At 33.9% G+C, this 21,228-nt stretch carries 25 protein-coding genes and 1 tRNA gene; 10 read left to right on the top strand and 16 right to left on the bottom strand.

The window, feature by feature from the left end; all coding sequences use genetic code 11:
• The first annotated feature begins 122 nt into the window (after positions 1-122).
• The 3 genes from MJ631_RS05020 (at position 123) to MJ631_RS08155 (ending at position 3,393) form a co-directional block, all read left to right on the top strand.
• On the top strand, positions 123-1,535 hold the full coding sequence (locus MJ631_RS05020; RefSeq protein ID WP_214303148.1) for an IS4-like element ISWosp2 family transposase: 1,413 nt from the start codon (positions 123-125) through the stop codon (positions 1,533-1,535).
• Positions 1,526-2,752: a WD_0033/WD_0034 family tandem repeat-containing protein gene (locus MJ631_RS05015; RefSeq protein ID WP_262986227.1), complete on the top strand. Its 1,227-nt coding sequence runs from the start codon at positions 1,526-1,528 to the stop codon at positions 2,750-2,752. The genes MJ631_RS05020 and MJ631_RS05015 overlap by 10 nt, the downstream gene beginning before the upstream one ends.
• Before the next feature lie 128 nt (positions 2,753-2,880).
• Positions 2,881-3,393, top strand: a complete 513-nt coding sequence (locus MJ631_RS08155) for an ankyrin repeat domain-containing protein (RefSeq protein WP_341819029.1) — start codon at positions 2,881-2,883, stop codon at positions 3,391-3,393.
• Between the two features lie 174 nt (positions 3,394-3,567).
• On the opposite strand, the gene tyrS is transcribed toward MJ631_RS08155, so the two are convergent.
• A complete protein-coding gene (gene tyrS, locus MJ631_RS05005) occupies positions 3,568-4,830 on the bottom strand; it encodes a tyrosine--tRNA ligase (RefSeq protein ID WP_262986225.1) in 1,263 nt (420 codons plus the stop codon).
• A 228-nt stretch (positions 4,831-5,058) separates the two neighbouring features.
• Complete coding sequence (gene rsfS, locus MJ631_RS05000; RefSeq protein ID WP_007302263.1) at positions 5,059-5,376, bottom strand: ribosome silencing factor; 318 nt, start codon at positions 5,374-5,376, stop codon at positions 5,059-5,061.
• 128 nt (positions 5,377-5,504) lie between these two features.
• On the opposite strand from rsfS, the gene MJ631_RS04995 reads away from it, so the two are divergent.
• The 3 genes from MJ631_RS04995 to MJ631_RS04985 are packed head-to-tail and all read left to right on the top strand — an operon-like array spanning position 5,505 to position 7,363.
• Positions 5,505-6,104, top strand: a complete 600-nt coding sequence (locus tag MJ631_RS04995; RefSeq protein ID WP_052264674.1) for an AAA family ATPase — start codon at positions 5,505-5,507, stop codon at positions 6,102-6,104.
• A complete protein-coding gene (locus MJ631_RS04990; protein WP_007302261.1) occupies positions 6,097-6,585 on the top strand; it encodes an RNA pyrophosphohydrolase in 489 nt (162 codons plus the stop codon). Before MJ631_RS04995 ends, MJ631_RS04990 begins: the two co-directional genes overlap by 8 nt.
• Positions 6,575-7,363, top strand: coding sequence for a TatD family hydrolase (locus MJ631_RS04985; protein WP_007302260.1), 789 nt, complete (start codon positions 6,575-6,577; stop codon positions 7,361-7,363). The genes MJ631_RS04990 and MJ631_RS04985 overlap by 11 nt, the downstream gene beginning before the upstream one ends.
• Positions 7,364-7,368: 5 nt before the next feature.
• On the opposite strand, the gene mdh is transcribed toward MJ631_RS04985, so the two are convergent.
• The 8 genes from mdh to MJ631_RS08145 are packed head-to-tail and all read right to left on the bottom strand — an operon-like array spanning position 7,369 to position 11,151.
• Positions 7,369-8,313: a malate dehydrogenase gene (gene mdh / locus MJ631_RS04980; protein WP_007302259.1), complete on the bottom strand. Its 945-nt coding sequence runs from the start codon at positions 8,311-8,313 to the stop codon at positions 7,369-7,371.
• Positions 8,314-8,316: 3 nt separating this feature from the next.
• On the bottom strand, positions 8,317-8,892 hold the full coding sequence (locus MJ631_RS04975; RefSeq protein ID WP_007302258.1) for an NADH-quinone oxidoreductase subunit C: 576 nt from the start codon (positions 8,890-8,892) through the stop codon (positions 8,317-8,319).
• Position 8,893: 1 nt separating this feature from the next.
• On the bottom strand, positions 8,894-9,397 hold the full coding sequence (locus MJ631_RS04970) for a NuoB/complex I 20 kDa subunit family protein (protein WP_007302257.1): 504 nt from the start codon (positions 9,395-9,397) through the stop codon (positions 8,894-8,896).
• On the bottom strand, positions 9,388-9,741 hold the full coding sequence (locus MJ631_RS04965; RefSeq protein WP_012481929.1) for an NADH-quinone oxidoreductase subunit A: 354 nt from the start codon (positions 9,739-9,741) through the stop codon (positions 9,388-9,390). Before MJ631_RS04965 ends, MJ631_RS04970 begins: the two co-directional genes overlap by 10 nt.
• Positions 9,742-9,758: 17 nt before the next feature.
• Entirely contained in the window at positions 9,759-10,127 is a 369-nt protein-coding gene (locus MJ631_RS04960) for an HIT domain-containing protein (RefSeq protein ID WP_006014413.1), read from the bottom strand.
• 6 nt (positions 10,128-10,133) lie between these two features.
• The gene (locus tag MJ631_RS04955; protein ID WP_019236871.1) at positions 10,134-10,418 is read right to left on the bottom strand and encodes a hypothetical protein; all 285 of its coding nucleotides are present in this window, start codon (positions 10,416-10,418) and stop codon (positions 10,134-10,136) included.
• 3 nt (positions 10,419-10,421) lie between these two features.
• Positions 10,422-10,853 carry a hypothetical protein gene (locus tag MJ631_RS08150; RefSeq protein ID WP_262986224.1) on the bottom strand — a complete coding sequence of 144 codons (432 nt, stop codon included), beginning with the start codon at positions 10,851-10,853 and terminating at the stop codon, positions 10,422-10,424.
• Complete coding sequence (locus MJ631_RS08145) at positions 10,831-11,151, bottom strand: hypothetical protein (RefSeq protein ID WP_262986223.1); 321 nt, start codon at positions 11,149-11,151, stop codon at positions 10,831-10,833. The genes MJ631_RS08150 and MJ631_RS08145 overlap by 23 nt, the downstream gene beginning before the upstream one ends.
• Before the next feature lie 184 nt (positions 11,152-11,335).
• On the opposite strand from MJ631_RS08145, the gene MJ631_RS04940 reads away from it, so the two are divergent.
• Together MJ631_RS04940 and MJ631_RS04935 are read left to right on the top strand one after the other, a co-directional pair.
• Positions 11,336-12,712: a UDP-N-acetylmuramoyl-tripeptide--D-alanyl-D-alanine ligase gene (locus MJ631_RS04940; RefSeq protein WP_019078639.1), complete on the top strand. Its 1,377-nt coding sequence runs from the start codon at positions 11,336-11,338 to the stop codon at positions 12,710-12,712.
• 48 nt (positions 12,713-12,760) lie between these two features.
• Positions 12,761-13,711: a complex I NDUFA9 subunit family protein gene (locus MJ631_RS04935; protein WP_213863883.1), complete on the top strand. Its 951-nt coding sequence runs from the start codon at positions 12,761-12,763 to the stop codon at positions 13,709-13,711.
• Positions 13,712-13,719: 8 nt separating this feature from the next.
• On the opposite strand, the gene MJ631_RS04930 is transcribed toward MJ631_RS04935, so the two are convergent.
• The 4 genes from MJ631_RS04930 to rpmF all read right to left on the bottom strand — a co-directional run bounded on the left by MJ631_RS04930 (position 13,720) and on the right by rpmF (position 16,113).
• Positions 13,720-13,793, bottom strand: a tRNA-Arg gene (locus MJ631_RS04930).
• A 142-nt stretch (positions 13,794-13,935) separates the two neighbouring features.
• The gene (locus MJ631_RS04925; protein ID WP_213863884.1) at positions 13,936-14,892 is read right to left on the bottom strand and encodes a beta-ketoacyl-ACP synthase III; all 957 of its coding nucleotides are present in this window, start codon (positions 14,890-14,892) and stop codon (positions 13,936-13,938) included.
• Positions 14,885-15,922 (bottom strand): phosphate acyltransferase PlsX, encoded by a 1,038-nt coding sequence (plsX, locus tag MJ631_RS04920; protein ID WP_006014431.1) that lies wholly within the window; start codon positions 15,920-15,922, stop codon positions 14,885-14,887. Before plsX ends, MJ631_RS04925 begins: the two co-directional genes overlap by 8 nt.
• Positions 15,923-15,930: 8 nt before the next feature.
• Positions 15,931-16,113, bottom strand: coding sequence for a 50S ribosomal protein L32 (rpmF, locus tag MJ631_RS04915; protein WP_006014434.1), 183 nt, complete (start codon positions 16,111-16,113; stop codon positions 15,931-15,933).
• Between the two features lie 231 nt (positions 16,114-16,344).
• Here rpmF and MJ631_RS04910 point away from each other — a divergent pair, with 231 nt between their 5' ends.
• Positions 16,345-17,127, top strand: a complete 783-nt coding sequence (locus MJ631_RS04910) for an MlaE family ABC transporter permease (protein WP_012481974.1) — start codon at positions 16,345-16,347, stop codon at positions 17,125-17,127.
• Complete coding sequence (locus MJ631_RS04905) at positions 17,120-17,821, top strand: ABC transporter ATP-binding protein (protein WP_012481975.1); 702 nt, start codon at positions 17,120-17,122, stop codon at positions 17,819-17,821. The genes MJ631_RS04910 and MJ631_RS04905 overlap by 8 nt, the downstream gene beginning before the upstream one ends.
• Positions 17,822-18,100: 279 nt before the next feature.
• Here the strand turns inward: MJ631_RS04905 and ffh are convergent, their stop codons facing one another.
• Positions 18,101-19,444, bottom strand: coding sequence for a signal recognition particle protein (ffh, locus tag MJ631_RS04900; protein WP_007302411.1), 1,344 nt, complete (start codon positions 19,442-19,444; stop codon positions 18,101-18,103).
• On the bottom strand, positions 19,429-20,988 hold the full coding sequence (locus tag MJ631_RS04895) for a proton-conducting transporter transmembrane domain-containing protein (RefSeq protein WP_007302412.1): 1,560 nt from the start codon (positions 20,986-20,988) through the stop codon (positions 19,429-19,431). The genes ffh and MJ631_RS04895 overlap by 16 nt, the downstream gene beginning before the upstream one ends.
• Positions 20,989-21,228 lie beyond the last annotated feature (240 nt).

Genomic DNA, 21,228 nt, shown 5'->3' with positions numbered 1-21,228 from the left:
CGTTAGTTTTAAAGCTACAGTCATTCCTTCGTCAGTAGGAATCTTACTATTACCCACAAATATAAATGGACATAAAAATAAAGTATTACAACATTAAAGTTTGCAAACATTGAGGGTAAAAAATGGCAAACAGGAATAATGAATGGGCTGAAAATGAATTTGGAGATGCTGTACTTGGAGATAAAAGGTTAACTGACCGATTAGTAAATATTGCTGATAGTTTTACAAGTTTACCTGAAAGCTCAATCAATCAGGCGTGTGGAAGTTGGTCAGAAGCAAAAGCAGCATATCGTTTTTTTCAAAATGAGAACGTGAAAGAAGGCGATATTCTAGCTTCACACGTTGCTAAAACAGTTGAAAGAACAAAAGCCCATAAAAAAATTTTTGTGATCCAAGATACAAGTTATATTTCATACACAGACCATGAAAAAACAAGTGGATTGGGAGTTATTACAAGAAAACATAGTCAAGGTATTATAATGCATACAGCTCTAGCTGTTAGTATAGAAGGTTTGGTACTAGGGATACTAGATCAAAAAATTTATTCAAGACCTGAAGAATCTGAAAACATAAAAAAAAAGAACAATGACAGTATCCGCATTGAAGATAAAGAGAGTATAAAATGGTTAGAAACTTTAAGCAACACAAACAACATTATTGATTCAACTCAAACTGAGACTATAACCATATGCGATAGAGAAGCAGATATATATGAGTTTTTTGAGCTTGCATATAATCTTAATTCGGCAGTGTTAGTTAGAGCTTCCAAAGATAGGGCAGTAAATAGAAAATCTCGATATCCTGAAAAAGGTGAGCAGAAGTTATGGGAATTTATTAAATCCTCTCATTGTGCAGGTACGGTAAAAGTTGAAGTTCCTGCAAAAGATAATAAGCCAAAAAGAACAGCACATTTGGAAGTTAGATTCGGAAAGTTTATTATGCATCCATCTAAGAATAGTATTAGGCATAAGACAGAAGAATTACTTAAATTACCACACTATGCAGTTTACGTTGTTGAAAAAGACTTTCCTTCTGAAACAAATCCGCTAGAGTGGATGCTTTTAACAAATCTTCCAGTCAATACCTTTGATGAAGCTGTTGAAAAAGTTAGGTGGTATTGTCTTAGATGGAAAATAGAAATATTACATAAAATTTTAAAATCTGGTCTCAAAGTTGAAGAATGTAGGCTTGGAACAGCAGAAAGGTTGATGCGATATTTAACAGTAATGAGTATTATTGCTTGGAGAATTTTCTTTATTACAACAATTGCAAGAACTGATCCAACATTACCGTGTACTACCTTATTAGCCGAAGAAGAATGGAAAGTTCTATATGTAAAAATACATAGAAAACCATGTTCAAATGCAACTCCTACTATAAAAGAAGCTGTTTCATGGATTGCTCAACTTGGAGGACATTTGGCTAGAAAAAATGATCTAGAACCAGGCCCCATTACTATTTGGAAAGGATGGAGACGTCTCTTTGATCTAGCAGAAGGATGGCGACTTGCTCACGAACTTTATATTTGTGGGTAATAGTAAGATTTCCAAGAGGTGGGGAACGCACTTTAACACTACTTAGCCTCGCCATATTCAAATGTAATGACGAATGCGTTAATTCTATTTTAATACATTCTCAAAATAACGGTACACTGCAAGAGATTATTAATACTGAAAATATTATAAACTATCAAGATAGTCTGATGTACACCTTAACATCGCTTGGCTTTGCTATACATCACAATAAGCCAAGATATATTAATGATATTTTAACAAAAGCCCAGGACAGTGGAATACTACAAGATATTCTTGCTGCTAGAAATATTGTACAGTATTTCAATACTATGGAGTATGCTTTAACACCACTCAGTTTCTCTATATATGAAGGTAATAAAGAATGTATCAGTTCTATTTTAGAAAAAGCTCAAAATAATGATATGCTGCAAGGCGTTTTTATTGCTGAAAATATTTTACAGTTTTCAGATGGTCTGACGCATATTTTAACACCAATTAGCTTTGCCATATATGAAAATAATAAGGAATGTTGTAACTACATTTCAACAATGATTCAAAATAATGTTGTATCGCAAGATATTCTGAATAATTGGACATACATTTTAACATTGCTTGGCCTTGCTATATATAGAAATAACAATGAATATGTTAATTCTATTTTAAGACAAGCTCAAAATAATGGTAAGCTGCAAGAAGTTCTTACTGCTAAAAATACTTTGTATTCTTCAGATGGTTGGAAGTACAACTTAACACCACTTGGCTTTGCTATATATGAAGGTAATCATGCACATATTAATTCGATTTTAACTCATGCTCAAGATAGTGGTATATTGCAAGAAGTTCTTACTGCTAAAAATACTTTGTATTCTCCAGATGGTTGGACGTATAGCTTAACATCACTTGGCTTTGCTATACATGAGGGTAATCATGCACATATTAATTCGATTTTAACTCATGCTCAAAATAGTGGTATATTGCAAGATATTCTTGCTAATCACAATGCTGTAATATCTCCAACTGGTCAGACGTACAGCTTAACGCCACTTGGCATCGCTATACATAAAGGTAATATTGAATGTATTAATTCTATTATAGTACGAATTAATGACATACCACAATATATCTATGCCACTTTTCAACCAACTGCAGCGATTAATGAAAGGAATACTAGGATTAGTAGTGCATTAGATAATGTATCTATTCCTCCTAGACTACAAGTAAATAGAATTACTTTCTGATCACCTTGTCCTTCCTGAACGCTCAGGTTCATAAGGAATTTTTTGCACAGAGGTTACTTCTACTCATCAAAAATCCTTTAATATCACTCTGGTGTATATTGACACATTAATTTTAATAATTAAACTACATTGACTTTAAAGCGAGGTTACAAAAATATGCTAAATCATCAAATTTACATAATACTACTTATCTTGATAGTATAAACATAGCAAACGCTCTCATAGAAAAAGGTGCAAATGTTAATGAAAAAGGTGCAGGAGGAGAGACTCCTTTACATGAGACTACTCATCTTAAAAGTATAAACATAGCAAATGTTCTAATAAAAAAAGGTGCCGATGTTAATTCAGTAGATATGTTGGGAAATACTCCTTTACACTATCTTAATCGTTCAGCAATTAAGAAAGGGCAGATTGCTGGTGGGGCAGATACATTATTAGGTACTGCTATAGCAGTGGCACTTTTTGCAACTCGAACAGTGACAGCTGAGTTAATACCTATAGTTATAGCAGTGGCTGCAATTACAGCAGCAGCACTAACGGTTGGCAATGTAACATATAAACTGTTAAAGCCTAATACTAAAGTTGATGGAGTAGCAGTCTTAACAAATGTGCGTGAAGAAAGTGCTAGCATTACTTTATAATAAGGTTTCCTAGTGCTGAGATTCCAGATCAGATACTAAGTTGGTAAATACGAAAGCGCTTTACAATATTTTTGTGCGAAAGAAAGTGCCAGCTACTTGTATAATACCCATTTATTCTTGTAGTTGTCTTTTCCCGCCTACCTTATTTTACCACTCTGCTGAACAGATACAAATTCACTTTCTTACTTCACTCACTAAAATTTTAATATGGCGTTTCTTTCCTGCAGATAATTTGATAAATGGCTGACCTTCAAAGCTTTCAGAGTTTATTGTATAGTTAACATCGTTTATAGTATTATCATTAACTTTACATCCATTTCCCTGTATTAAACGCTTTGCCGCACCTTTTGAAGGTTCAAAACCGGTGTCATGAAGCAAGTCTATCAGGAGTATGCCATTTGCAACTTGTTCTCTTGTGATAGTGTAACCAGAAAGCAATGAACTGTCTTCATTTTCAAAAGCAGAGATTGCAGCAGATCGTGCAAGTTTCGCTTCTTTGCAACCATGACATATTTTTGTCGCTTCTGTTGCCAAGACCTTTTTTGCTTCATTTATTTCTTGATCCTTCAAGGATTCTAGTTTTTTAATTTCATCAATTGATAAATCGGTGAAAAGCCTCAAAAAACGACCAACATCTTGATCATCAACATTGCGAAAATATTGCCAGTAATCATAAGAATTTAGCATGCTGCCATCAAGCCATACTGCCCCACTTTCAGTTTTGCCCATCTTTTTTCCTTGTGCGTTTAATAAAAGAGGTGTGGTAAGACCAAACAGCTCAGGTAAATTTAACTTTTTGCTAAGTTCAATTCCGTTTACTATATTTCCCCATTGGTCTGACCCTCCAATCTGGAAACGACAGCCATACTTTTTATTCAACTCGACAAAATCATAGGCTTGTAACAACATGTAATTAAACTCGAGAAAGCTTAGATTTTGCTCCCTATCTAGCCTAATTTTCACACTATCAAAGCCTAACATGCGATTTACAGAAAAATGTGTCCCTATATCACGCAAAAAGTCTATATATTTTATGTTATCTAACCAATCTGCGTTGTTTACTATGATTGCACCAGTTTTTCCATAATCGAAAGATATCATCTTCTCGAGGGTTTTCTTTATACCAAGTATATTTTGATTGATATCTTCTATCGGCAAGACGCTTCTTGCTTTGTCTTTACCAGATGGGTCACCAATTTTTGTTGTGCCACCTCCAAGTAGAACTATTGGCTTATAACCGAATTTTTGTAGGTGACGGAGCATCATGATTTGAATGAGACTGCCAATATGCAAACTTGGTGCCGTACAATCAAACCCAATGTATGCAATTATATAATTATCTTGTGATAATAGCTGGTCTAACCTATCAATGTTTGTACATTGATATAGGTATCCTCTTTCTTGAATGAAGTTTAAAAACTCGGATTTATGTTTCATAATATGTTATTTTGTGTGTAAACGGTGTTGTTAACGATGGTGTCATTCCAGTGCTTGACGCTGGAATCCAGTTTATTATGAAATTTCATCAAAAATGTTGTATAGTGTGCTCGTTTATGATTAAGTTTTCTAGATTCCAGCGTCAAGCACTGGAATGACACCACCAACTTCATAAGGGTTGCCTTCAAAATTACAACATTTGAAAGTGTATACCAGCTACCTGGATAATCAATTCCATAACTCTTCTATCTTATAATATTCTCTTACTTCTGGCCTGAATAGGTGAACCATTATACCTTGAAAATTCACAATCACCCAGTTACCTTCATCCATACCTTCTACATCTATTTTATCATATTGCTTGAGATTTTTCATCACGTGCTCAGCTAATGCTTTTACATGGCGGCTCGAATCACCGGATGCAATGATCATATATTTTGCAATGACAGTTTTATTCTGTACATCAAAAGTAACTATATCTTGACCTTTGTTTTGATCTATTACATCTACAATTGTATTTTTTATTGATTCTGTATCACCATTCATTATTCTAAATTATATAATTTATCTGTAATGATACACTCAAAATTTCTGAATATGAACTATTTTTGATATGTTTCTAGTGTAACGTTTATAATACATATATTTGTAATATATGATAGTTTTCTGATGGTATGATCATTTACTTAATCGGATTTCCGGGTAGTGGCAAACTTACGATTGCAAAAGAGCTGTGTAATATTATTGATGGGGTGATAGTAGACAATAACCTGTTTAATAATATTATATTTGATATGATTGACTTCAGAAATGCTGAGGTTACAAGTGAAATATGGGAAAAAATTTTTGTGATTAGAGAGAATATGTTAGCAATATTGGAAAAATACCATATAGAATCAAAGCATTATATATTTACAAACGAATTGATAAAAGGTGATTCCTATGATCAAAAAGTATACAACTCAGTGGTGAATTTAAGTAAAAAAATGAACGTGGAGATTCTCCCTGTGGTGTTATATTGTAATAGTGGAGAACTAGTAAAGCGCGTTCAATTAAAGGAAAGAGAGCAGGAGAGAAAAATTACTGATTCAGATTTTGCTATGAGAAGAATTAAAGGAAAGAAACTATTTGTCCCTCAAGGTTCACTTGAAATTGATAGCTCAAACTTAAGCGCAAAAGAAGTTGCAAAAAAAATTGTTGAAAAAATGAATAGTAAAAAAGTAGTTGGAACTTCTATGATAGATAATTTAGCAACAGAGAGTATTTGTGATTAGTGAGGAGAAAGAGTATCGCCCTTGTGTTGGCATAATGTTATTTAACAAACAGGGAAATATTTTTATTGGAAAACGTTTTGATAGTGACTCTTATTGGCAGATGCCACAAGGAGGAGTTGATGAAGGTGAAGAGCTAGAGCAGGCAGCGCTACGTGAGCTATTGGAGGAAGTTGGTACTGATGAAGCAGAAGTTGTGGCTCAAAATAAAGAGTGGATATATTACAACTTACCCGAGGAAGTTATACCGATATGCTGGAATGGGAGATATTCTGGCCAAAAGCAAAGGTGGTTCTTAATGAAATTTTGTGGGAAGGATAAGGATATTAATATTAACTATACTGATCATCCAGAGTTCAAAGAGTGGCGTTGGCAAAATGTGGATGATTTGGTAGCCAGTGCTATACCGTTCAAAAAAGAAGTTTATAAAAAAGTGATAGAAGAGTTTTCTTCTATCATAAAAGGATCTATTTATGATAGTTGATTCTCATTGTCATCTAATTTATTTTTCTGATGATGAAATACCAAAGGTAATTTCAAGAGCAGAGCAAAATGGTGTGAGAATTTTGCATAACATATGTATAAGCATTAATGATATCCCTAAATTATTAAAAATCTCTTCATCCTATGATCAAGTCTACTGCTCCGTTGGTATACATCCGCTTGATACTACTGTGGAAAAAGGTGAGTGTATAAATGCTGATGAATTGATTGAATTTACTAAGGGCAAAAAGGTAATTAGTATCGGTGAAACCGGATTAGATTTTTATAAATCTGATAACAAAAGCAATCAAAAAAAAAGTTTTGCATCACACATAGAAGCGGCAAAAGTAACAGGATTACCTTTAGTTATTCACACTAGAAGTGCTGATAGTGAGATGATTGATATGTTAAATTCAGAAATGAAGAAGGACGCTTTTAGTGGAGTAATGCATTGCTTTGCTTCTTCTAAAGAGCTTGCTTATAAGGCTATGGACTTGGGATTATACATTTCATTTTCTGGAATTATTACTTTTAAAAATGCGAACTTACTAAGAGAAATTGCACAAAATGTGCCACGTGAGCGTGTTTTAGTTGAAACTGATGCACCTTACCTGTCACCTGAGCCTTACAGAGGAAAAAAAAATGAACCAGCAATGGTGAAATACGTTGTGAATTGTTTAGCGAAATTATGGAATGAATCGCCAGAAGAAGTAGCAAAAATAACTACAAATAATTTTTTTAGACTGTTTTCGAAGCTTGAGCTCAAAGAAATTCTATAGGGCAATTAATTTAGCTGACAGAGCTCTTTTACTGCACTTACAGATTTATAAAACATCTCTTGTTCACTATCGTTCATTTTAACTTCTAGAACTTTCTCAACTCCATTTTTGCCAATAATAGTAGGAACACCAATGAATAAGTCTTTCACACCATATTCACCATTAAGATAAGCAGCGCATGGTAATATACGCCTTTTATCTTTTAAGTATGATTCTAGCATGCTTATGGCTGAAGATGCAGGAGCATAGTATGCAGATCCAGATTTAAGTAGATCAACTATTTCTTTTCCACCATTACGAGTGCGCTCAACTATTTCATCAACTTTTCCTCGCGTAATCACACCCATCTCAATGATTTGGGTAAGTGGAATGCCAGCAATTGAAGCATAATTGATTAGTGGTACCATAGTGTCACCATGTCCTCCAAGCACAAAAGCAGATACATCTTCGACAGAAATATTTAACTCACTTGCAAGAAAATAACGAAAACGAGCAGAGTCAAGCACTCCTGCCATACCAACAATCATATTAGTTGGCAGGCTTGAAGATTTGTATACTACTGAAACCATAGCATCTAAAGGATTGGTAACCACTATTACAAATGCGTTTGGAGAATGTTTTTTAATATTTTCCCCAACCTCTTTCATTACTGCAGCATTAGTTTGCAGAAGGTCATCTCTGCTCATTCCAGGTTTTCTGGCAATGCCAGCAGTTATTATAATTGCGTCAGAGTTTTTTATATCTTCATACCTATTTGTACCAGTAATATTGACATTAGATCGATCAATAGGAGATGATTCTGTAATGTCAAGTGCTTTACCTTGTGGTATTCCATCGCTTACATCAAGCAAAATAACATCTCCTAGCTCTCTTAGTGCAATCATATGGGCAAGAGTCCCACCGATATTTCCTGCACCAATCAAAGATATTTTTTTTCTTTGTGCTGTCATTTTCTACTCCTTTATATTTACTTTTGTGGCTTTACTAACTTCCCAAGGGGATAAGCTGTCAAACATACGAAAATCTTGTGGTAAGTCTATAGGATTATATACAACCTTTTTTGCCTCTATATCGTATCTTACTTCCTCGTAGCCAGTGAGAGGAAAATCTTTTAACATTGGATGACCTTTGAATCCATAATCCGTTAAAATCCTACGTAAATCTGGGTGATCAGAAAACTCTATTCCATACATATCAAATACTTCACGCTCAAACCACGAAGCTGCGTTAAATATCTTTGCTACACTTAGAGGTATATCACCTTCACATAACTGAAGCTTTATGTGCACTCTGATATTGTGTACAACGCTGAGCAAATTGTATATTAGCTCGAAACGTTTTTCTCTATCTGGGTAATCAACTCCAAAAACGTCAACTAATAATTCAAGCCTACACTTTTCATCATCACGTAGAAAGAGTAAGTGATTTTCAATGTCATTCAAAGCTGAATATATTACAATAGTGCCATCATTTTTCTGAATACATTCACATTTAGTCTTTTTTTGTATGTATTTTGCAGTTTTATCCATGCTATATATTTTTAGTTCGTTTTATTTTATTTTGTAGACATAGCATTCCATATAGCAACGCCTCAGCAGTTGGAGGGCATCCAGGAACATACACATCAACTGGCACAATTCTATCGCAACCACGGACTACTGAGTAAGAATAATGATAATAGCCACCGCCATTTGCACAACTTCCCATAGAGACGACGTATTTGGGATCTGCCATTTGATCATAAACTTTACGCAATGCTGCTGCCATTTTATTAGTTAACGTGCCAGCAACAATCATAACATCTGCTTGCCTTGGGCTTGCACGAAAGATTATGCCATATCTATCAAGATCATAACGACTGGATGCAGTGTGCATCATCTCTACTGCGCAACATGCAAGACCAAATGTCATTGGCCACAATGAACCAGACCTTGCCCAGTTCATTATATAATCTATTAAATCGCCAAATTTAGTGATAAGAAAACCTTCTTTTTTGTAACGATTCCAGTCGCCATTAGATAAATTTATTCCCATTCCAACGCACCTTTACACCACTCATAAAGAAAGCCTATAGTAAGTATTGCAAGGAATATCATCATAGACCAAAATCCGCAATAGCTTATTTTAGATAAAGAAACGGCCCAAGGGAAAAGAAAAGCAATTTCTAAATCGAATATTATGAACAATATTGCAACTAAGTAAAATTTTATGTCGAAACTTTTTCTGGCTCTTGATAAAGGATTAAAGCCACACTCATATGTAGAAAGCTTTTCACCATCTGGGTTACTGACTGCAAGAAACATAGGTAATACACCTAAAGTAAAGGATACTACAATTGATACACAGATAAAAATTAATATGGTTAAATATTCACTCATTTAAAAAACATATAACACTATGAATTTACATGCTTTCCTAATCTTTTACCACCTAAAATATGTATGTGAAAGTGCGGTATAACTTGCTCTCCATCTTTACCGTGATTAGTAACTAATCTATATCCTGTTTTTTCTAAGTTATATTTATGTGCTATTTCTCTAACAGTTTTAAAAAAACTTACTATTTCCTCTTCGGAAGCTTTCAGAACAAAATCATCGTATGAAACGTATTGAGCTTTTGGTATAACTAGAATATGAACTGGTGCATCAGGATACTTATCACGAAAAGCCAGCACATTTTCATTTTTATGTATTTCCTCATAAGACAACTCACCTCTTAATATCTTAGCAAAGATATTAGTGTCATCATAAGCTGTACTACCCATACTTTATTAAATTCCTGGTCCTCTTCTATTTTGCTTATGATTTGGTGTAGAAGGTGGGCTTATTGCTGCTTCGCTAGAAGCATCTTCAAGACTTGAAACGTCGTCTTTTAGCTGTATATCTTGTCCACGCAAAATTGACCCATAGTCCATTTGGTGTCTTTTTGAAAAAGTTTCTATTCTATTTGCCCTTCTTGCAGCAATAACTTCTGGTTGTAAATGATACATATCTCCAGGAACAGTTAGGCTATGATACCTTTCCTCTATTTGAACTTCTTTCATAACACTCTCCATAATTTATTTCCCCCTACCTCTTATGCTTTCGCAACTTTCAAAATCTTGTTTAATAGCTTTTTGCCAATTATTTAAAATTTTCTCTGATGACTTTTCTTTATCCATAGGCCTTACAACTTCCTGTGACTTCTGCTTTTTACTATCATATCCACTATACAACTTTTCTGCAATACCATACAGCAATTTCCGATCTGTGTGAACTTTAAACTCTCCACCAGTAATTTTTGCCAAATTTTTAAGATCACAATCAATCTTATTATAAATTCCTTCAAGAGCGTACTTTTTCATTACTTTTTCATCCATACCTAGATTTTTATCTTTTATTTCTTGGATAATTTTTTCAACATCAACTTCAATTACAATTTTGTTTTCTTCTCTAAAAATAGTTATATTGGGCAGATCTTCCCTTATTTCATCTAATTTCTCTGGACTCAAGTAAGGTATATCCCCCGTTAAAGTTCTTGACGCTAAAAAACTTACCTTTTTCTTGTTTTGTTATTTGTATGCCGAGGTACTTACTAGCTTCTGTGGTTTTTATAGGTGGGTCATATTTCTCTTCTTCTTTAGGCAAATCACTCACAGCGTTTTTTAATGAAACTTTAGCATCATGCTTCATTTCATCAATTGAAGCAAACGGTTTCTTCATAGGATAAATAAGTGCTTTAGGCACAAGAAAAAACACGCCTTTTATCTTAGCCAAAATAGACTTTTTATTTGACTCATCTTTTGCCATACATACCTCCAAGTCACTTTCTACAATCAGATAGTAAAACACACTCAATTATAGACGAAAATATTTAAGCTTGTATATCTATTATAAGATGAAATTATAGAAATAGCAATCATTATTTGTACATTACCAAAGTATGTAGTATTTTTGCTGCTTTTCTTGTTCAAATTACCTTTAAAGATAAATTATGTTAAAATGGAACGCAAATAATATTATAGATGCTACTGGCGGAAGAGGGGAGGGTGTTTGTAATTCGGTGTATAGCTCAAATATTTCAACGGATACAAGAAGCATAAAAAAAGGTGATTTATTTATTGCTCTCAAGGGAAAGAAATTTGATGGGCATGATTTTCTACATGAAGCATTTTTAAAAGGAGCTGTTGCTGCGGTAGTAAGCGAAGATAAATATAGAAATTTTCCTCTAATTATTGTGCAAGATACTCTAAAAGCTTTGCATAATATGGCATCATATTACATTAGAAATATTCTTGTTAATGCTAAAGTTATCACAATTACAGGTAGTGTTGGGAAAACCACTACAAAAGATATGCTTAACACTGTTTTGTTGCATTATGGAGTATCTCATGTAAATGAAGGTAACTTGAATAATAATATAGGATTGCCTTTTACGATTCTAAAAGCGCCAGAAGACTGCCAGTATTTAATCCTTGAAATAGGAATGAGTAGAGCTGGTGAAATAAAAGAGTTATCGAAGATTAGCAATCCGGATATTGCAGTTATTACCAACATTGAACCTGCGCATGTTGAAAACTTTTCATCTCTACTTGATATTGCGCAAGCGAAATTAGAAATTCTACATGGTATGAAAAATAATGGTACTTTGGTTTTGAATAAGGATAATGAACATTATGATTATCTCTTATCAAATGCTAACAGAAATGTAGTAAGCTTTGGTAAGAATGAAAGTGCTACTGTTTGTTTGTTAGAACTAATAAGAGACGATAACGGTCTAAATTTAAAAATCAAACTGAACAGTGGTCAAATTATGAACTGTAATTTACCTGTAAAAGGCGAACATTTTGCATACTCTGCATTAGTTGTTACAGCAGTTTTGCAAAGTCTCGAACTTGATTTATCTAAATTACCACTAGCACTTGAGAATTTTACTGTAACAGAAGGTAGAGGTAATGTTCATCAAGCTAAATACAATGGAAAATTAGTACATTTGATTAACGACTCCTATAATGCTAACCCTACTTCAATGAAGGCTGCAATAAGAACTTTAGGTACATATTCTAATTTAAGAAAAGTGGCACTACTTGGCGATATGTTAGGACTTGGTAATGAAAGCATAGTATTTCATACAGAATTGCTTGACTCTATAGTAGAACAAAATGTGAATAAAGTTCATACAGTTGGTAAATTTATGTTAGAATTGAATAAACTTTTACCGGAGAATATAAAAGGCATGCATTTCGATGATTCTAACCAATTGAAAAGTAATTTAGCTAATATTGTTCAAGGTAATGATGTAATTTTAGTTAAAGGTTCTCATGGAATGAGAATGGACCTTATAGTGCAGGAATTCACAATAGAATATTAAATAAAACTATTGTATTAATTTAAAGTTAAGTTATTGGAAGTTTTAACTGTGATAAAACGTATAATTATTTTTGGTGGAACGGGATTTATAGGAAAACACATCGTAAGACGCTTGGCAGCGGCGGGGTATTTAATAAGAATATTTACTCGTGATCAGGAAAAAGCTGCTTGTCTGAAGTTATGTGGAAATTTAGGACAAATATCAATAATTGAAGGAGATTTTTTTAATGAAAGATCAATTTTAGAAAGTATGGAGGGGTGTGATGTTGTTATAAATTTAGTAGGAATATTATATGAAAAAAGAAAATACGATTTCTATGACGTTCATGTTAGAGTAGCTGAAAGAATAGCAAAAGCTGCGCAAATAAAAAGTGTATACATGATGATACATTTTTCTGCCATGGGAATAGAAAATAGTAAGCTGTCAAGATACGCCCACAGTAAATTAGAAGGTGAAAAAGCTGTAACTTCAGCATTTCAGGGAGCAATAATAATTAAGCCAAGTCTTGTATTCGGTAAAGAAGATAGTTTCTTCAATAAATTTGCAAGATTAGCAACAATTCTTCCTTTTTTGCCGTTAATCGGTAGTGGAATAACGAAGTTTCAGCCGATATGTGTAACAAACTTAGCTGAAGTGGTATACCGTATTATCAGCTTTAATAAGCAAGATAAAAAAATTTATAATATAGGTGGACCAAAAGTTTACTCTTTTAAAAGCTTATTAAAGTTTATTCTGAATGTGACTAACAGAAAGTGTCTACTGATCAATGTACCTTTTCCAATGGCAAGATTGATAGCCTTTTTCTTAGAAAGTAAAGTTGTTTCTGTACTGTTAAAACCTATAACCGGAGATGCAAGCCCTATACTTACTCGAGATCAGGTGAAAGTTATGATGAGTAGTTCAATCGAAAAGTCAGATGATCTCGGAACAATGAAAATTAGACCACTAGCAATTGAAAATGTGGTACCAGAATACTTGAAAATTTATAGAAAGCATTGATAGAAGAATGTGCCCGGTAGGATTCGAACCTACGACCCACAGCTTAGAAGGCTGTTGCTCTATCCAACTGAGCTACGGGCACACATCATATATAAAATGCTTCTTAGTACACGTGAAGTCAAGTATTTCTTGTGAATATAATGTTTGTGATAATATCTCAAAACTTTGTCAGTACAGCATGTAACGATAAAACTGAGAAAAAAGAAGCGTGGGTAATAGGAAGTCTAATAGCGCAGTAACACAGAACCCCAGGTCAGGCCTGCACCTATTGAAATCAGCAGTACCAGATTTCCTGATTTTATTTTTGATTCTTGTATTGCATAGTCTAAGGCCAGTGGAATTGATGCTGCTGAGGTGTTTGCATGCTTATCAACGGTATTAATCACTTTCTCTATAGGAAAATCTAATTTCTTTACTACTGCTTCAATAATACGAATGTTTGCTTGATGGGGAATTAACCAGTCAATATCAATGATTTTCAAATTATTGCATTTCAGAGTTTCCTCTACTGAGGCTGTTAACTTATCCACTGCATGTTTAAACACTTCTCTTCCATTCATAAGTATCTTTCCAGAATCACGAGTAGAGGATACCCCTCCGTTCGTACATAGTATGTCCACATTGCCATCAGAGTGTAAGTTTGTTGATATGATGCCGCTGCTACCCATTTCTGATTTTATTATCACTGCACCAGCACTATCACCAAAGAGTACACAAGTTGACCTATCTTCCCAGTCAACAATCCTAGACATTATTTCAGCACCAATAACGAGCGCATATTTTATTCTATTGTGAGATTTTATGAGCGAATCAGCAACTGTAACTGCATATATAAAACCAGAGCATGCTGCTTGTACATCAAAAGAAAATGCATTTTTACATTTTAACTTACTTTGTACAATCGTTGCACAGCTAGGCAAAGTTTTGTCAGGTGTTGTTGTTGCAACTATGATCAAACCAATTTCATCTATTGAAATTTTCGCTTTTTCTATAGCATTTTTTGCTGCATTAACAGCTAAATCTGACGTTAGTTCTCCTTCATCTGCTATATGTCTTTGAACTATTCCTGTTCTTTGCCGTATCCATTCATCGTTTGTTTCAACTATCAATGCAATTTCGTTATTACTCAAAATTTTTTTTGGTAGGTAAGAACCAGTGCTCAATATGAAACTTTTATTCAATATGACTTACCCCGTTAATTATCTTCTGGTTCAAATTTTCACTGATTGCATTTACTGCAAATTTTATAGCGTGAGCAAAAGAAATAGCATCAGAATTTCCGTGGCTCTTTATAATGATACCATTTAGCCCTAAAAACATAGCTCCACTTCTAATTTTAGGATTAAAACGCTCTAATGCTTTATTTAGCTTGGGTTTTAACAATATGCCGACAAGCATTTTTGTCATCCATGAATTAAATACTTCCTGTTTTATTAGACTGATAAAAGTACCAGCAGTTGCCTCAGCTGTCTTGAGCATTACATTACCAACAAAACCATCAGCAACAATTACGTCTATATTACCATCTAAAAATTCACTTGCCTCTATATATCCTTTGAAGTTAATACTTGGAGCATTTTTGAGTAACTCAAAAGCTCCTCTTACTGAGTCAGTACCTTTCACTTCCTCTGTACCAATGTTTAGCAAAGCGACTTCAGGATTTTCAACTTTTAATGCTATTTTTGCAAATATACTCCCCATTAATGCAAATTGAAATAATGAGTCAGTATTACAGTCAACATTTGCACCAAGATCAAGCAATGCAAAGCTTTTTGTCTTAGTTGGACAGACAGATGCAATAGCAGGACGATAGATATTGGGTAATGTTCCTAAAATAAATCTGGAGATAGCCATCAATGCTCCAGTGTTGCCTGAAGACACCATCCCAAAAGCTTTACCTTTTTTCACTGCTTCAACAGCTGCCTTCATACTTGAATCTTTGCGATGTCTAAGTGCAAAAGAGGGTTTATCATTTGGAAGAACATTATCAGAGCAATGGGTAAATTCGGAGTTATCGCTTACTTTTTTGTATTTTGAGAGCAAAGGAGATATTTCTTTCTGATCTCCATAAATATGAAAAAAAACTTCAACACCTGGGTCAACAAGATTATCCAAGAAAAAACTAGCACCTTGAATTACGGAAAGAGGTGCAAAATCCCCTCCCATAGCATCAAGTGCGATAACTATGTTGTTGTTGACCGTGGGTAACATATCATGAGTTACTCCGCCTTTTGTTTAATGAAAACACGTTTTCCTTTGTAACTATTGTCAACTGCTATGTTGTGAGGCAACATGAATTCTCCAGTTGTTGCACATACTACAATATTCTTAGGCTTAATAGCATGATGAGAACGATGCATATTACGCCTTGACTTTGACTTTTTTCTCTTCGGAACTGCCAAAACTTACTCCAATTCAATTATATAACACAATTTATTAGTAGCATGTTTTTTACAAGGAGTAAATAGCAAAATAAATAAGGTTTTCTTATACAATTCAGTCTTATAAACTTAAACTCAAGCATTTTGATCAAAGTATATTGAACTTAAGACATATCTTGACTATACTCTGGCGAAGTTAATAAAAATTTTAATAAAATCAGTAAAACTAATTTTAGCTAAGATAAATGTAAAGTGAGTTCCTTTAATATAGACAGCGTTAGAATAATCGGTAGATGCTTTATGAACTTTCTGTTGAGGATTGGTAACGCATTTGTATTTTTTATTCAATCTCTATACCACTGCTTTATTCCTCCATATTATTTTAGCAATGTGGCAAGACAAATTATAGAGATAGGCTTTTTCTCTTTGCCAATTGTTGGGCTCACTGGAGTTTTTATAGGAGCAGTGATAGTTTTACAGAGTAGCTTAAGTGGTATATTGATTAATCAAGAACAAGTAGTACCTAAACTTGTTACGATCACTATCATTAAAGAGTTAGGGCCAGTTTTGATCAGCTTAATAATGGTAGGAAAGGTTGGGTCCTCAATTGCAGCAGAAATTGGCACGATGCGCATCACTGAACAAATAGATGCACTTACAACTTTGGACATCAATCCTTTCAAATATTTAATTGTACCAAGAATTCTAGCGTCAGTTATAGTATTTCCAATACTTACAGTATGTGCAGATCTAATAGGAATATTTGGAGGGTATGTCACCGCAGTCTTTGAATTTAACCACAATTTAAATATATACATAAAATATACAGCTCAATTCTTTAATATGTACGATTTTATTGTTGGGCTAATGAAAGCGACTGCTTTTGGAGCCATAATTTCTGTTTCAAGTTGTTATTACGGTTACCATTGTAGGGAAGGTGCACGAGGAGTAGGTATTGCAACAACATCAACTGTTGTTATATCCTCTATATTGATAATTTTAGCAAATTACTTAATTACTTTAATACATGCATAGCCCCATAATATCAATATTGAATATAAGCTTATCCTTTGATGATAGAACGATATTAAACAACATAACTTTCAATATATCGAAAGGAGAATCATTAGTCATACTTGGCGGCTCAGGAAGTGGTAAATCTGTATTAACAAAAATAATTATTGGATTACTGACACCAGACTCAGGGTCTATTAAAATAAATAGTAAAAGCAAAAATAAATTTGGAGTCTTATTTCAAAATTCCGCTTTGTTTGACTACGTTACAGTGTGGGAAAATATATCTTTTAATTATAAAAAACGCTTTAATATCAGCATAAAGGAGGCAAAACGCCTAGCAATTGAGAAGTTAAATGATGTTGGGCTGGAAGAAAACATAGCAGAAATGTTTCCAGTAGAACTATCAGGTGGAATGAAGAAAAGAGTGGCACTTGCAAGAGCAATTGCACACAACCCAGAAATTATTGTATTGGATGAGCCAACTTCAGGATTAGACCCAATCATGTCAGATGTAGTAAACGAGATAATAATAAAATTATCTCAAGATCTTCGTCCTACAATTATCACGATTACACATGATATTCATAGTGCATTTAAAATAGCTGACAAAATAGCAGTATTATATGAAGGGGAGATCATTTCTCACGGAACTGTTCAGGAAATACAAAATACTAACAACGAATATATAAAAAAGTTCATTTATTGTATATAGCTACAGGTTTACAAACGATATTATGGATGCTGTAACTAGCCTAACTTGAGATATCGATAACCTTCGGTCTGTTACTAGTGTAGTGCTACGGTGGTATAGTGTGTTAGCTATAAAACAGCGCATTAAATATAGATAAAGTAACTTGTATCAATTTTGATTATCATGCCAATTCCAACTGAAGAAATTTATTGAATTTATTACTTCACGCTAAAATAATATACTTTACTATTCAACAGCAATTACAACTGATGATTTTATTTCATTCCACTACCTGCTGACTTACTTTCTGCTTAGCATATCCATCAAATCAGATTCTTTGAGTTTACTATGGTCAATTTTACTGAACTTATTCACCATAGAGCTCATTTGATTATACTGCTTAATTAGAAGATTAACGTCAGTTACACTTGTTCCGGACCCCTTAGAAATTCTAAGTCTTCTTTTGCCATTTAAAATATCTGGATTTTGCCTTTCTTTTTCGGTCATTGAGTTTATGATGGCTATATATTTTTTCACTTTATTGTCATCGGGCACACTGCTACTTAGCTTTTTTGTGAATGAACTAGGAATGAATTTCATTATGTTGCTAATGCCATCCATTTTACTCAGAGTCTTTAACATTCCCACTAGGTCGTTTAGGTCGAATTTACCCTTTTTTACTTTCTTTTGTAACTTATCAATTTCTTCCTGACCAACAATCTCAGCAGCTTTTTCAACCAATGATACAACATCACCCATGCTAAGTATCCTTTTTGCAATTCTATCGGGATAAAAATCATCGAGATCACTTAATTTTTCACCACAAGCAATAAATTTAATTGGACAATCGGTGATCATTTTCATAGAAAGAGCAGCACCACCACGTGCATCACCATCAACACGGGTGAGAATAATGCCGGTTACACCTATTATCTCATTGAATGATTTGGCAATATTGACCGAATCCTGGCCTATCATTGCGTCGGCTACTAAAATAACTTCTGCAGGTGAAGCTATTTCCTTTACGGCTTTCAACTCATTCATCATATTATTATCAATATGAAGCCTGCCTGCGGTGTCTAGTATTAATACATCATAATTTTCGTTCTTTGCTGCTGCCAGTGCCCTTTTTGTAATTGTAACGGGCTTCTCGTCTATTACTACAGGTAAAGTTTGCACATCTATTTGTTTACCTAGCACTTCAAGTTGTTTTTGGGCAGCCGGTCTATAAATGTCTAAAGAAGCGAGCATCACTTTTTTCTTTTGTTTTTTTAACTTTAAAGCAAGCTTCCCTGAGGTGGTTGTTTTACCCGCACCTTGTAGGCCCACCATCATAATCACAGCAGGGGGTTTAGCTGCTAGGTTTAAGTCGCTTTTCTCTGATCCGAGAACTGCAACTAAATTATCCTGCACAATTTTGATTATCATTTGCGATGGAGAAACGCTTTTTATGACTTTTTCCCCAATCACTTTATCTTTAATGTCATTGATGAATTTTTTCGCAACTTCAAGTGAAACGTCAGCTTCAATTAAAGCTATACGTATTTCACGCATGGCAAGGTTAAAATCATCTTCAGAAATGATTGACTTTCCTCTCAGTTTACTAAATACAGAATTTAAACTTTCGGTTAACGATTTAAACATAATAGCGCTAGTAGAATACTCATTAAAAAGAGAGAAGAAGCTGAAACAAAACTCACTGAGTTATAACTCAGCACTTCTTTAAGTTTAGTAATATTATTAAAGTATAAACTAGCAAGTGAATTAGTCAAGTTTTGCAGTACGGTGGCAGACATTTCTCTCACTTTAAAGACCAGTTGATTGAACAGCAAGACAGTATAAGGTATGAAAGCTCTAAAAATCCAATCAACATCCATTTTAAAATTTATTCTTGGCAAAAATAACTTGCGTAAAGGAATAAACAATAAAGTGGTACATAGTAATAAATAAAACTGAGACCAAATGTTTTGTGTATTGTACACCAGATCAAAAATTGAAGGTTTATTGTAAATAGGTAAGTAAGGGTTGCCAGCGATTACGCATATAAATGCTAAAATAATCATAGTCATTTTGCCTCCCTTATCTGCTAAAGGTTTCGACTTACTTTTTGCAATAAATATGTAGTAAAGAAACTTGAGCCCCACGCTTAAATAAAGCAGTAAATTTAGAGTCTTGTATAAGTTTTTATACACTTCTAAATTAGCACTACTTGCTTCAATCTCGGCTGTAATGTATGATTTACTAATAAATCCAGCGGTTCCAGGAAATGCAGCCATTGTAAGTATTGCAATTATAGCACACATGCCTTCCACTGACATCAGTTTACCTACTCCATTAAAACTAATTGTTCTTGTTCGTGAAATAATCGAATTACTGACCACAAACAATAATGATTGATAAACAAGAGAGAAGATTATATGCAGTATCAAAATTGGTATTGCTTTTTCCGAAGGACTGAGCAAACTTCCTGCAATAATCAGCAAGCCCATTTGTCCTACAACGTTATAGCATAAAAATCTGCGAATATTTTGCTCAAGAGAAGCAAATATAATACTGTAAATTGCAGTGATGGCGCCTACAAGCGCTAATATTTCAGTACAATCTTGCCATAGGTTATAAGTGTGTAAAAGCATCACTAAAAAAGAGACTTTAGTGGTAAATAAAGAGAGATATGTGGTGCCATGTAGCGATGCAGCAGGATATGCATCAACAACCCAAAATGAAAAAGGAAAACAAGCGCAGTTTATCAACAAACCCCAAATTATCAGGTTAGTGCTTTGAAGTGCCAATCCTGCTATTAATATAACTCCAACGAAAAAGTGTACACAAGCGTACCTTATTGCAGGTCCACTATCTCTACAGCCAGCTGCGATAGTAAAAAATGCACTGACGGTCATTAATTCACAGAATATTATAACCAATATCATCTGCTTGGATAAAATTGCACAGAGTGAACAGGTAGTGTAAGCAGCAAAAGATAGCATCTCTGAAAAAGTCAAATTTTGTGTTGGTAGAACAGCTAAAAATGCAACTGATAAAAAAGATATTAGTACGATACGAAAAGATAAATCAAAATTTAGAACTGGATGAGAGCAATTCAGTGTAGTACCTAAATTTTCAGGTAATATTAGGACTATCACTATTAATGTAGTCAACAGAAATAGCAATAAAAATTTATAAAGTTGCACAATGATGTAAAACAGTATGGTTTATGCTACCTCAACATACAAATAAAATCAATTTGCATATTAACCACTAGTTAAGCTAATTACCATATAATTATATCAGGGTTTAGAAGGTTATAGAGAAACCGGTCAGATTAGGTTTTTAATCTAATCTGACCGATAGCTTTAATAGTGAGGTAAGCTTTAATATAGCACTCCTAATTCACAGTGCTACACTCGTGCATAATTTATTTTTAATTTGTG

Origin of the sequence: Wolbachia endosymbiont of Oryzaephilus surinamensis (genome assembly GCF_025617515.1) — a bacterium.
Lineage (GTDB): Bacteria > Pseudomonadota > Alphaproteobacteria > Rickettsiales > Anaplasmataceae > Wolbachia.
This window is presented reverse-complemented; position numbering and strand designations above follow the sequence as displayed.